This window comes from Luteibacter sp. (assembly GCF_035539195.1).
Classification (GTDB): Bacteria; Pseudomonadota; Gammaproteobacteria; order Xanthomonadales; family Rhodanobacteraceae; genus Luteibacter.
The window spans coordinates 43,714-56,349 of the sequence record NZ_DATLIW010000037.1; the positions used below are offsets into that span (position 1 = coordinate 43,714).

A 12,636-nucleotide genomic window follows, 5' to 3' on the forward strand; every position below is an offset into this window, starting at 1 on the left:
GTCAGCCCATTCAATTGGAACGCATCGTTCACTCAACGATCCCGTAACGCATCGCCCGTCAACTCGGCGAGTCGGCGCAGGCGGGAGGTTCCGGCATCGGCAAGCAACTCGCGCATCCGCGCGCCGGCGTCGGCCTGGTCCAGCGCCTGTCGCTCCGCGAGGCTTGCGGCGAGGGCTCGCCCCAGGCTGTCGAAGACCAGCGCGTAGGCAAAGGCATGCAGCACGCCGCCGCCCAGGGTGCCCAGGCCGGGGAAGGCCTTGAGCCCGTTGCCGGCGACAGCGAGAACCACCGACGTGCCCGTGCGCAGGGTCAGCCGGGCTTGGCGCAGGAGCGCTTCGATCTCCACCTCGTTCACGCTCACCCCATACAGGGTGGCCAGCGCGCGGACGAGCCCGACCGCCAACGCACCCTGGATAACGAGGTCGGTGCCCGGTGCCACGGCGGCCATGGCCCCGACGATGGCACGCCGCGCGTACCGGCGCACGATGCGCTCGGCTTCCGTGGCTCGCCAGGTCGCTTCGATATCGCTGGTGCGTTCGTGCAAACCTGCGAGCACCGCGTTTTCGCGCTGCGCCTCGAGCGCCGACGCCCCCGGCGCGAGCAGCCGGCGGAGTGCATCGGTCAGCGTGCCCAGGTCGGCGCGCCGCGTTCGACGAACCTCTTCGCGCGATCCGTCGGCGAGCAGGCGGGTGAAACGCTCTTCGCCGCCCGCACTGACCGTGACGATCGCGTCGGGAATGCCTTCGCTCCGTTCGCGCAGGCGCGCAACCAGTTGCCCGCGCTCCGCGTCGGTCCACTGGTCTGCCTTGTTCACGACGAGCAGCAACGGTTTGCCGAAATCACCCAGCCAGCGCAACTCGTCGGCCTGGCTCCGGGTAAGGTCGCCCGCGCAGACGTAGAGCACGGCGTGCGCGCGCAATGCCTCGTCCCGGGCCAGCCGCTCGTGATGTTCGCCGTCTGCCTCGGCCGAGCCAGGCACATCGGCGATGATCCAGCGTTCCCCTGCAGGCGTGTCGCCTTCGTAATGAGCGACCTCACGCGTGGTCCCGCCACGTACATCGCTGGCGGGCGCCGAGCCGGGAACGAGCGCGGCGATCAGCGTGGACTTCCCCGTGGATATCTCGCCGAACACGGCGAGGAAGAGGGACGCGGAAGCCCGGCGGCGGTCGAGTTCACCGAGTTCGTTACGAAGTTCCTCAACGTTGGTGTCGGATTCGCGCAGGGCGGCGATGCGCGATTCGAGCGTGGCGCGATCGGGCGCGACGATCGGTGCACGCGCCCGGCGCGGACGCAGGAGCCAGACGGCCGCGACCCCGCCGAGGACGACGAGCAGCGCGAGGACGCCGCCGATCAGCCAGCGAAAGCCCGTCGGCAGGCTCATGAAGCGCTGCGCCAGGGAAAGGGCGCGCTCCAGCGCCGCGAAGAGCAGCCAGGCAAGGGCGGCGATGCCGATGGCCGCGATCAGGAGACGAAGTCGGCGTGACATGCCTCGCATTCTAGAGGCAAGTGTCGTGGCACATGCCTACAGGTCGTCGGGAGGGATGCGGCTGTCATGCCCTGACGACGCTATGGCATGATCGGGATCGAACAAGGGATAAAGCGTATGCACCACACGCTCTTCACGAGATGGATTCTCGTGGCGACGGTCTTTCTGGCCGTTGTCACTCCTGCCAAGGGCGATACGCCCCTGCCGCCGGTGCCCACGCCGCAGTTTCGCGGCTTCGGGCTGCACGAAGGCCTGCCCAGCAGCAAGGTGAAAGCGGTCGCGCAGGATGCCCGCGGCTTCATCTGGGTGGCGACGGCGATGGGCCTGGCCCGCTTCGATGGCGTCGAATTCGTCGTGCCGGGCATCGGCGCCGAGCGAAACCACAAGATGCCGGCAGGTGAGCTCTCCGCGCTCTATATCGACCGCGACGATCGCGTCTGGATCGGTGGCCCGGACATCGGTCTTGCGCGTTACGACCCCGCCACCGGTGGCTTCGTGCAATGGCGCGACGGCCTCTCCGACGACGATGTGCGCGCGGTCACGCAGTCGAAGGACGGGGCGATCTGGGTGGGCACGTCGAGCGGGCTCGACCGGATGCGACCGGACGGCAGCGGCTTCGAGCACCTTTCCGGTCGACCGGGCGGATTGTCCTCGTCGATCATCCGCGCCCTCTACGCCGCGGACGACGGCCGCGTGTGGGCGGCCGGCGAGCAAGGCGTGGAAGTGATCGATGGCGATGGTCGTGTCACGCCGGTCCCGTTCGTCGGAGGCGTCTTGCCGAAGGTCATCGGCATCGACGGCAGCGGCGGGGAATTGCACTTCGCGACCGACGCCGGTCTTTACAGTCTTGCGGACGACGGCAGCATCCGTCGCGACACGCGCGTCGCGGCGCAGCATGTGCGCGGCTCACTGGTCGACAGCCATGGCATCGTGTGGATCGCCACGCTGGATGGGCTGTCGATGATCGATCGCCATGGCCGGCCGTATGCCGTGGCCGAGTCCTGGACCGCACCCGGCGGTCTGCCCGGCCGCAGCGTGAGCGACATGATCGAAGATCGAGAGCACGGCTTGTGGTTTGCCCTCAGCGACGGCGGACTGGCCTACCTGGGACCCGGCTGGGAGGACTTCACGCGCTTCGCCCACGTGGCGACCGATCGCTGGAGCTTTCCGGGACGTGCGGTGACAGCGGCCGCGGCACACGGCGACCACGAGTTGTGGGTAGGTGGTTTTCGCGGCTGGATCCGGCGGTTCGATCCCGCCACCGGTCGGGCGTCCAGCGGCTACGAGCTGGGTGCGGCCCGGGTGCAGAGCCTGCTCGAGACAGCGGACGGCCGCCTCCTGGCCGGCACCGTGGAAGGCTTGTCGATCGCCGCGGGACACGTCGCGCGCCCGCTGTTCCGTCAGGTGATCGATCATGCCGTCACGTCGATGGCGGCCTCGGTCGATGGCACGGTCTACGTCGCCGCGGTCGGTCAGGGCCTCTTCGCACTGGATCGGACGCTGGCCACGGCCAGCCCGATGGGATTCGCCGAGGTGCGGCGAGGCGCGGCCGACACGCGGCAGATCGAGATGGTCGACGGCGTCCTCTGGCAGGCCAGCGTGGCGGGACTGGCCCGTTTCGACCGCGTGACCGGACAAATGCACTACGTCGAGGGTGTGGCGCCGGGCCGGGTCAGCGCCTTCGAACCCGACGGCGACGGCTTCTGGGTGGTCCGGCCCGCTGCGCTGGAACACTACACATGGGAGGGCAGCCGGGCGCGGTTGGAGCGAAGCATCGGCGGCGCACAGGGCTTTCCCTCGGCGGACATCCTCAACGTACGCAAGGATGTCATGGGACGCCTGTGGCTCTACGGGCAGACCGGTGTCTGGCGTTTCGATCCCGGCCCGGGGACGTTCCGTCCTTTCGGCCTGGCGGACGGCCTGGCCAACGGCGAGTTCACCAACGCGACGACGGTGCTGTTGGCGGACGGCACGATGTATGGCGCGACGCTGGGAGGACTGGTCGGTTTCCGGCCCGACTACCAGCGCGATCACCCCCGCCGACCGGTCATCGTGGTACTCGGCGCCAGTGCGTCACGCGCGGGCACCCGGCACCCGGTGCCCATCGTCGGCAACACGCTTTACCTCGGCTGGAACGATCGCGACCTGACCGTTCGCACACGTGCGCTCTCGTACGTCAATCCCGAACGGAACCACATCGAATTCGCCATCGATCACGAGGGCATGGGCGCGGTGTTGCGGACAGGCAAGATGGGTGAACGTACGTTCGGTCCGCTCGACCCCGGCACGCATCGCCTGGTGATCTCCGGCGCGGCACACGACGCGGTGGATGGTCCGCCGGTGCCACTGACCATCATCGTCGATGCGCCGCCCTGGCTGCGCTGGTGGGCGTGGTCGATCTACATCGTGCTGGTGGTCGCGGCGGCGGGCGGCACCATCGTCGCCGCACGGCGTCGCGTGCGGCAGGCGCTCCGGCTCCGGCTTGCCGAACAACAGCAGCGACTGGCCGAGGAAGCCAATGCCGCGAAAACCGAATTCATGGCGACGCTTGGTCATGAGATACGCACGCCCATGACCGGTGTGCTCGGCATGGCCGAGCTGATGGCGCAGACCTCGCTCGATGCCACGCAACGCGGTTACATCGACGCGGTGCGTCGTTCCGGCACCACCCTGTTGCGTCTGGTCAATGACGCACTCGACATCACCCGGATCGAGTCGCGTCGCCTGCTCCTCGAGGTGGAGTGTGTCGCCGTGCACGCACTCGCCGACGAGGTGATCGCGTTGGCCTCGGGCAACGCGCGGGAAAAAGGCCTCACGCTTTCGGTGAGTATCGACGCCGATGTGCCGTTCGCGATCCGTGGTGACACGATCCGCCTGCGCCAGATCCTGCAGAACCTGGTCAACAACGCGGTGAAGTTCACGGACAGCGGTTCGGTGAGCCTGCACCTGCGCTGCGACCGCGAAACCCTCTCGATGTCGGTGAGCGATACGGGGCCGGGCATTCCCGAAGAGCTGCGTGGTCGCCTTTTTTCTCGGTTCGAGCAGGGTGGTTCGCCGCAACGCTCGCAGGGCACCGGACTCGGGCTGGCGATCTGCCACGAGCTATGCGCGCTCATGGGTGGGAACATCGCGGTGGAAAGCCATGCCGGTGTGGGTACCGCGTTCATCGTCACGCTGCCGCTGCGGGTCTGTGCCTGTGAGGGACGTCCGTGCGCCGTGTCGCCGACGACGGAACGGGCAAGCACGGGACGACGCTTGCTCCTGGTCGAGGACGACCCCGTTATCGCCCACGTCATGGCCGGTCTGCTCGGCCAACGTGGCCATCGGGTGACGGTCGTCGGCGACGGTCTCGCGGCGATGGCCGAAGTGTCGCGCGATGCCTACGACGTGCTTCTCCTGGACCTCGATCTCCCGCTGGTCGATGGCTTCCAGGTGGCGCGCATGATTCGCCGCATGGAGCGACTCGCCGATCTTCCGATCGTGGCGGTGACGGCGCGATCGGCGGGCGACGAGACGAACGCGACCCGCGCGGCCGGCATGAATGCGCTGCTGCGAAAACCCATGAGCGGCGAGGAACTCGAGGCGGTGCTCGAAGCGGTGGCGAGACCGGCGCAGGAACCGCCTAGCCGAATCGCCTGAAGTAGGTGAGCGCGCCGACGACCAGCAGGCTGGTCGGCAACAGGTTGGCCAGCAGGGGTGGCATGCCGTACACCGTGCCGAAGTTGACCATGGCGCCCTGGAGGAAGTACCAGCCGATGGCCATGATCACGCCAAGGAAGAGGCGTTTGCCGAACCCGCCCGAACGCAGCGAGCCGAAGGCGAACGGCATCGCGCAAAGCACCAGGATCAGGGTGTTCACGGCGAACAGTGCGCGTCCCCAGAAGGCGACCGCATAAGCGCCCGGGTTCTGCCCGTTGGCCTCGAGGTAGCGCATGTTCCGGCGCAGATCGGCCATCGAGAGATACTCGGGATGGATCACCGATTGCTCGAGGACATGGGGATTGAGGTGCGAGGCCCAGGTCTGGGTCGCCGACTGGGTGGCATGCGTGCCCTTGTCGTCCAGCGTGGTCGTGCGGACATTGGACATCACCCAGCGGTTGCCGTCATGGATGGCGCTGTCGCCGTGCGAGAATTCCTTGACCTGGCCGTCGTCGGTGAAGGTGTACACGCGCACGTCGACCAGCTTGACCGTGGTGCGATCGTCCTGCTGTAGCGCGATGGCCGACTTGGCATTGATGATCTTGCCGCCATCGCGCGCCCATAGGCCGCTGGCCGTCGCGCCGAGGTTGCTCGAGCGCATGCGCACCTGGATCGCCTGCGCATGCTGGTCGCCATACGGGCCGGCGGTTTCACCCATCACCACCACGGCGAGGGTGAGGATGGCGATGACGCCGGCCGCCGAGGCGGCGATGCGCAGCTTCGACATGCCGGCGGCGCGCAATGCCGTCAGCTCGCCCGTGGCGGCGAGGCTGCCCAGGCCGAGCAGTCCGCCGATGAGGGCGGCGTTGCTGAACATCTGGTAGAGACGCCGCGGCACCGTCAGCATGATGTAGGCGATGGCGTCGTAGAGCGTGAAGCCGTTCTTGCCGATGTTGCCAAGCTGGCGCACGAACTGGGTCAGCGCGTCGAAGCCGGTGAGTACCAGCCAGACCAGGAGCAGGGTGCCGAGCACGGTCATGCCGATGAGGCGGTCGGCCCGCTTGATGGTCAGTGCCATTACGCGGTTCCCTTCACTTGGCGTGGCGAGTTCTGGCGCCAGAAGAACCACGCCGCCACGCCGAACACGACGACGTGGAGGACCCAGACCGGGGCCGATGTGTGCAGGTGCCCCTTGATGATCTGGGCACGGGCGATGAGCTGCCAGATGACGTAGATGAAGTAGGCCAGCACCGCGATCAGCAGGCGGCCGTAGCGGGCATCGCGTGGCGCCTGCCGTGACATCGGCAGCACCATCATCATCAGCACCAGGGTGCTGACCGGTGCGGCGAAGCGCGAGACCAGTTCGCCCAGGCCGTCGGCCGTGGGCTTCCTGAACAGGTCGGTCGTCGTCGACTCGTGGGCCGGATCGGTGTCGTCGTCGTCATCGGAGATGTTCGACAGCGAGAGGTCGTTGCGCTCGTACTTCATGCGGCGCCAGTTGTCCGTCCCCAGGGGGATCTCGAACTGCCAGCCGTCGAACAGGGCGAGGAAACGGCTCTGGCCGTCGCTTTCCTGGTACATGCGGCCGCTGCGGGCATTGACCACGCGCACCTGCGGTTGATTGTCGCTGTCCACCCGGTCGGTGGCGATGAAGGTCTTGCCCAGCACCGTGCCGTCGCGGCTGAGCGTGTCGACGAAGATGATGCCGCCCTTACCCGGGAGTTCGGTGAAGCGTCCGGCGTCGAGGCCGGCGGCGATCACGGACTTGTTCGCCGCCGCGATGACGGTGTCGGCGGTACGCGCCGAGAGGGGCCCCAGCCAGAGGGAGACCAGGCCGACCACGATCGTCGCGATCACGGCGAGCAGGGTGACGGGCCGCAGCAGGCCGCGCGGGCCCATGCCCGACGATGCCAGCACGTGCATCTCGCTCTCGCGGTACATCCGGCCCAGGGCGGTCAGCGTGCCCAGAAAGACGGACATGGGCAGCAGGGTGGAGAGCAGGTCGACCATCTGCAGGCCGAGCACCTCGAACATGACGCTGGGCTGGATACTGCCGTTGGCCACCTTCTGAAGCACGGTGGCGAAGGCGCCGCCCGCGAAGATGACGAGCAGGACCACGGCGGTCGCAATGACACCGTAGGCAAGTTCGCGCAGGAAGTATCGGTCGAGGATGCTGAGCATTTGATAGAATTGGCGGTTCGTGCCGCGTCAGTCCTGGCCGGCAAACCACAAGTCTAGCCTGTCCGGGCCCCGGCGGGCTTTTGCAGGACAGTTAGCTATGACGGTTCAGTTCAGCCTCGGTTCCAACGCTCCCGAATCCACCGCGACCCCGGTCGCCGTGGTCGGTGTCTACGAGAACGGTGTCCTGACCAGCGCCGCCGCACGGATCGATACCGCCGCCGGCGGAGCGATCAAGCGCCTGGTCGAGGCGGGCGACATCACCGGCAAGGTCGGCAACCTCGTCACCCTGCTGCATCCGGCCGGGGTCGCCGCCGCCCGCGTGCTGGTCGTTGGCCTCGGTGCCCAGAAGACCTTCGATGCCGCGCGCTACCAGCGGGTGACCCTGGAGGCGGCCCGCGCCGTGGGCCGGCTGCCGGTGACCGAAGCGGTCAACTGGCTGCCCGAGGTCGAGGTACCCGGTCGCGATGCCGCCTGGCGCCTGCGCGTGGCCGCCCTGGCCACGGACCACGCCGCCTACCGGTACACCGCCACGGTGAAGCCGCGCGACAAAGCCCAGCCCGAGCTCGCCGCGATGACCTTCGCCGGTCCCGCCGAAGGCGAATCCGGCCTGGCCCAGGCTCGCGCGATCGCCGAGGGCGTGCGCTACGCCAAGGAACTCGGCAACCTGCCGCCGAACATCTGCAACCCCGACTACATCGCCGACCAGGCCAAGGCCTTCGCCGATGCCAACGAGGGCGTGACCTTCGAAGCCCTCGATCGCGCCGACATGGAGCGGGAAGGATTCGGCTCCCTGCTGGCCGTGGCCCGGGGTTCCGCCAACGCGCCGCGCCTGGTCATCCTGCAATGGCATGGCGGCAAGGACGGCGAGCGTCCCTATGCCTTCGTCGGCAAGGGCATCACGTTCGACACCGGTGGCGTCAGCCTCAAGCCCGGCCCGGGCATGGAGGAGATGAAGTTCGACATGTGCGGCGCGGCCGGCGTGCTCGGCGCCTTCGTGGCGGCCGTCAGGCTCAAGCTGCCGGTCAACCTGGTCTGCGTGGTACCGGCCGTGGAAAACATGCCGGACGGTGACAGCTACCGTCCGGGCGATGTCCTTACCAGCCTGTCGGGCATCACGATCGAGGTGCTCAACACCGACGCCGAAGGCCGCCTCATCCTGTGCGACGCGCTGACCTATACCGGCAAGCGTTTCGACCCGCACACCATGATCGACGCCGCTACCCTCACCGGCGCCTGCGTCGTCGCCCTCGGCAAGCACGCCAGCGGCCTGATGACCAAGGACGAATCCCTCTCGGCCGAGCTCCTCGCGGCCGGCGAATCCACGCTCGATCGCGCGTGGCGCCTGCCGCTCTGGGACGACTACCAGAGCCAGCTCGACTCGGGCTTCGCCGACGTGGCCAACATCGGTGGCAAGTACGCCGGCGCCATCACGGCCGGCTGCTTCCTGGCTCGTTTCACCGAAGGGCGCCGCTGGGCGCACCTGGACATCGCCGGCACGGCCTGGGACGAGGGTCGCAAGGGCATGGCTACCGGTCGCCCGGTCCCGCTGCTGACGCAGTGGCTGCTCGACCGCGTCGCCGCCGGCTGATTCCGCCCGTATGCCGCGCGCCGACTTCTACCTGATCGACAAACCGCGGTTTCGCGAGGATCCCCTGCTGCTGGTCTGCGAGCTGGCCAAGCGCGCCTTCGGAGCCCAGCAGCCGACCCTGATCCTCACCCGCGATTTCGAGCAGGCCGAGGCCATCGACGAATATCTGTGGTCGTTCGACGAAGACAGCTTCATTCCGCACCAGCTCGCCGGCGACGACGACGACGCGAACACGGCGGTGCTGATCGTGCCGCCCGGTGTCGAGGTGGCGGACCGCCCCATGGTCATCAATCTGCGCGAGGTGTGCGCGCCGGGGCGCTTCGATCGCGTGCTTGAAGTGGTCGCGGCGGATCCTGCGGAGCGCGAGGGGTCGCGCAGCCGGTGGACCGAGTACAAGAAGGGCGGCTTCGAAGTAAACAAGCACGACATGTGAAGCGAGGTGAGGCCTTCGGCCTCGGTGCCTTGATTCACCGATGAGTCGGCTCCCACAGGGAGCACCTTGTGGGAGCCGGCTAGGCCGGTGTGAGAGCCGGCGTAGCCAGTGTGGGAGCCGGCTAGGCCAGTGTGGGAGCCGGCTATGCCGGTGTGGGAGCCGGCTATGCCGGTGTGGGAGCCGGCTATGCCGGCGATTGCGGCGGCGGGTCAGTCAACGGCGACCTGGTTATCGCCGCTGAAGCGGCTCCCACAGGGAGCGCCTTGTGGGAGCCTTCTAGGCCGCTGTGGGGGCCGGCTATGCCGGTGTGGGAGCCGGCTGTGCCAATGTGGGAGCCGGCTATGCCGGCGATTGCGGCGGCGGGTCAGTCAACGGCGACCTGGTTATCGCCGCTGAAGCGGCTCCCACATGCTCCTACATGCTGAAGCCGCTCCTACATGCTTAAGCGGCTCCCACATGCTGAAGCGGCTCCTACATGCTTAAGCGGCTCCTACATCAGCCGCCGAGTTTCAGGGCCTGCTCGCGCATGGCCTGCGCCTGGTGGGTCCAGTCGGCGATGCGCTGGCGCTCCTGCTCGACCACCTCCGCAGGGGCATTGGCGACGAAGTTGGCGTTGCCCAGCTTTGCCTCGCACTTGCGAACCTCGCCCTCGATACGGGCGATTTCCTTGGCCAGGCGGGCCTTCTCCGCGCCTACGTCGATCAGACCTTCCAATGGAATCAGCACGCGGAGGCTACCCACCACGCCGACGGCGGCAGCGGGCTCCTCGCCGTCGACCCACACCGGCGTTTCCACGCGGCCGAGGAAGGCGATCTGCGCGGCAAACTTGCCGGCGCGTCCGCGATCGGCGGCATCGCCATCGGCGAACAGCAGCGGGATGACCTTGCCCGGCGCGATATTCATCTCGGCGCGGATGCGACGCACGCCGGTGAGCACACCCTTGACCCATTCGATCTCGGCCGTGGCCGTGGCGTCGCCTTCGATATCGGCCGCCTCCGGATAGGGGCGCAGCATGATCGTCTCGCCCTCGATACCGAGCACCGGCCGCACGTTCTGCCAGATCTCCTCGGTGACGAAGGGAATGATCGGATGCAATGCGCGCAGCAGGGTTTCCAGGACGTGGACCAGCGTGTAGCGCGTCGAGGCCGCCGCCGCCGCATCGTCGCCGCCGAGCGCGGGCTTGGACAGTTCGAGGAACCAGTCGCAGAACTCGTTCCAAGTGAACTCGTACAGCGCCTGCGCGGCGAGATCGAAACGATAGCCCGCGAGCTGTTCCTTCACCGTGGCCAGCGTGTCGCGCAGGCGGGTGAGGATCCAGCGCTCGGCTTCGGTCGTCGGCTTCGTGGGCGCGAGCCTGGCGTCCTCGCCGAGGTTCATCAGGACGAAGCGCGAGGCATTCCAGAGCTTGTTGACGAAAGCCTTGTAGCCGGCGGCACGCTCGAGGTCGAACTTGATGTCGCGGCCGTGCGTGGCGAGCGAGGCGAAGGTGAAGCGCAAGGCGTCGGCGCCGAAGGCGGGGATGCCCTCTGCGTACTCCTTGCGTGTGGCCTTTTCGATCTTTTCGGCCATCTTCGGCTGCATCAGGCCGCGCGTGCGCTTGGCGAGAAGGTCGTCCAGCGTGATGCCGTCGATCAGGTCGAGCGGGTCGAGCACGTTGCCCTTGGACTTCGACATCTTCTGGCCGTCCTTGTCGCGGATCAGCCCCGTGACATAGACGTCCTTGAACGGCACCTCGCCGGTGAAGTGGTCGGTCATCATGATCATCCGGGCGACCCAGAAAAAGATGATGTCGAAACCGGTGACCAGCACATTGGTCGGCAGGTAGCGGTCGAAGCCGCGCTCGGCCTGCGCCTGCGGGTCGGGCCAGCCGAGCGTGGAGTGGCTCCACAGCGACGACGAGAACCAGGTCTCGAGCACGTCGTGGTCGCGACGCAGCATGCCGGTAAAACCAAGCGCCGCCGCTTTCGCCTGCGCCTCGGTCTCGTCCCGGGCAACGATGATGCTGCCGTCCGCCGTGTACCACGCCGGGATCTGGTGACCCCAGGTGAGCTGGCGGCTGATGCACCAGTCCTGGATGTTGCCCAGCCAGTGGCGATAGGTGTTGATCCAGTTCTCAGGGACGAACTTCACCTGGCCCTGTTCGACCAGTTCCATGCCGCGCGCGGCCAGCGTGTCCATTTTCACGAACCACTGCCACGTGAGGTAGGGCTCGATGACCTGGCCGGTACGGTCGCCACGCGGCACCTGCAGCTTGTGCTTCTTCGTCTCGACCAGCAGTCCGGCGGCTTCGAGATCGGCGAGCACGGCCTTACGCGCGACGTAACGGTCCATGCCGCGGTAGGTTTCCGGCGCCGCGTCGTTGATCTTCGCGTCGTCGGTGAGGATGTTGATCATCGGCAGGTTGTGGCGCTGGCCGATGGCGTAGTCGTTGAAGTCGTGTGCCGGGGTGATCTTCACGCAGCCGGTGCCGAAGTCCTTCTCGACGTAGTCGTCGCCGACGATCGGGATCTGGCGATCGGACAGCGGCAGGTTCAGCATCTTGCCGATCAAGTGCGCGTAACGCTCGTCTTCCGGGTGCACGGCGACGGCGACATCGCCCAGCATGGTTTCCGGGCGCGTGGTGGCGACGATCAGGTCCCCCGAGCCATCGGCCAGCGGGTAGCGGATCGACCACATGGACCCGTCTTCCTCCTCGCTGACCACTTCGAGGTCGGAGATGGCGGTCTTCAGCACCGGGTCCCAGTTGACCAGCTTCTGGCCGCGATAGATCAGGCCTTCCTCGTGCAGGCGAACGAAGGTCTCGACGACGGCCTTCGACGGGCCGGGGTCCATGGTGAAGACTTCGCGGCTCCAGTCGCCCGAGACGCCCATGCGGCGCATCTGGCGGCCGATGGTGTCGCCGGACTCGGCCTTCCATTCCCACACGCGGCTGATAAAGGCCTCGCGGTCGAAATCAGAGCGCTGCTTGCCTTCGGCGTTGAGCTGGCGGGTCACGACCATTTCGGTGGCGATGCCGGCGTGGTCGGTGCCCAGTTGCCACAGGGTGTCGTAGCCACGCATGCGGTGGTAACGGACCAGGGTGTCCATGATGGTGTGCTGGAACGCGTGGCCCATGTGCAGCGTGCCCGTCACATTGGGAGGCGGCAGCATGATCGTGTAGGGCGTGCCCTTGCCCGACGGCTTGAAGTAGCCGTTGGACTCCCACCGGGCGTACCACTTCGACTCGATCTGGCTGGGCTCGAAACTCTTATCCATGCGTGGGCTCTCGGCTCGCGCCGCGTAGGGGCGCGCTTTGGAAGACGAAAAGA

The 12,636-nt window shown here is 67.4% G+C and carries 7 protein-coding genes; 3 read left to right on the forward strand and 4 right to left on the reverse strand.

The window, feature by feature from the left end:
- Positions 1-32: 32 nt before the first annotated feature.
- Positions 33-1,487 (reverse strand): GTPase, encoded by a 1,455-nt coding sequence (locus tag VM621_RS15450; protein WP_325469853.1) that lies wholly within the window; start codon positions 1,485-1,487, stop codon positions 33-35.
- 150 nt (positions 1,488-1,637) lie between these two features.
- On the opposite strand from VM621_RS15450, the gene VM621_RS15455 reads away from it, so the two are divergent.
- Complete coding sequence (locus VM621_RS15455) at positions 1,638-5,126, forward strand: hybrid sensor histidine kinase/response regulator (protein ID WP_325469854.1); 3,489 nt, start codon at positions 1,638-1,640, stop codon at positions 5,124-5,126.
- On the opposite strand, the gene lptG is transcribed toward VM621_RS15455, so the two are convergent.
- Both lptG and lptF read right to left on the reverse strand, forming a co-directional pair.
- On the reverse strand, positions 5,110-6,204 hold the full coding sequence (lptG, locus tag VM621_RS15460) for an LPS export ABC transporter permease LptG (RefSeq protein WP_325469855.1): 1,095 nt from the start codon (positions 6,202-6,204) through the stop codon (positions 5,110-5,112). The genes VM621_RS15455 and lptG overlap by 17 nt on opposite strands.
- Entirely contained in the window at positions 6,204-7,307 is a 1,104-nt protein-coding gene (gene lptF, locus VM621_RS15465) for an LPS export ABC transporter permease LptF (RefSeq protein ID WP_325469856.1), read from the reverse strand. The genes lptG and lptF overlap by 1 nt, the downstream gene beginning before the upstream one ends.
- A 97-nt stretch (positions 7,308-7,404) precedes the next feature.
- Here lptF and VM621_RS15470 point away from each other — a divergent pair, with 97 nt between their 5' ends.
- The gene (locus tag VM621_RS15470) at positions 7,405-8,895 is read left to right on the forward strand and encodes a leucyl aminopeptidase (protein WP_325469857.1); all 1,491 of its coding nucleotides are present in this window, start codon (positions 7,405-7,407) and stop codon (positions 8,893-8,895) included.
- Positions 8,896-8,905: 10 nt separating this feature from the next.
- Positions 8,906-9,328: a DNA polymerase III subunit chi gene (locus VM621_RS15475; protein ID WP_325469858.1), complete on the forward strand. Its 423-nt coding sequence runs from the start codon at positions 8,906-8,908 to the stop codon at positions 9,326-9,328.
- Between the two features lie 495 nt (positions 9,329-9,823).
- Here VM621_RS15475 and VM621_RS15480 read toward each other — a convergent pair whose 3' ends face one another.
- The gene (locus VM621_RS15480) at positions 9,824-12,583 is read right to left on the reverse strand and encodes a valine--tRNA ligase (RefSeq protein ID WP_325469859.1); all 2,760 of its coding nucleotides are present in this window, start codon (positions 12,581-12,583) and stop codon (positions 9,824-9,826) included.
- Positions 12,584-12,636: the final 53 nt, after the last annotated feature.

Bases quoted from the DNA above. Each gene is read 5' to 3' on its own strand.
- VM621_RS15450 (WP_325469853.1), bottom strand. From the start codon at position 1,487: ATGTCACGCCGACTTCGTCTCCTGATCGCGGCCATCGGCATCGCCGCC.
- lptG (WP_325469855.1), bottom strand. From the start codon at position 6,204: ATGGCACTGACCATCAAGCGGGCCGACCGCCTCATCGGCATGACCGTG.
- lptF (WP_325469856.1), bottom strand. From the start codon at position 7,307: ATGCTCAGCATCCTCGACCGATACTTCCTGCGCGAACTTGCCTACGGT.
- VM621_RS15470 (WP_325469857.1), top strand. From the start codon at position 7,405: ATGACGGTTCAGTTCAGCCTCGGTTCCAACGCTCCCGAATCCACCGCG.
- VM621_RS15475 (WP_325469858.1), top strand. From the start codon at position 8,906: ATGCCGCGCGCCGACTTCTACCTGATCGACAAACCGCGGTTTCGCGAG.
- VM621_RS15480 (WP_325469859.1), bottom strand. From the start codon at position 12,583: ATGGATAAGAGTTTCGAGCCCAGCCAGATCGAGTCGAAGTGGTACGCC.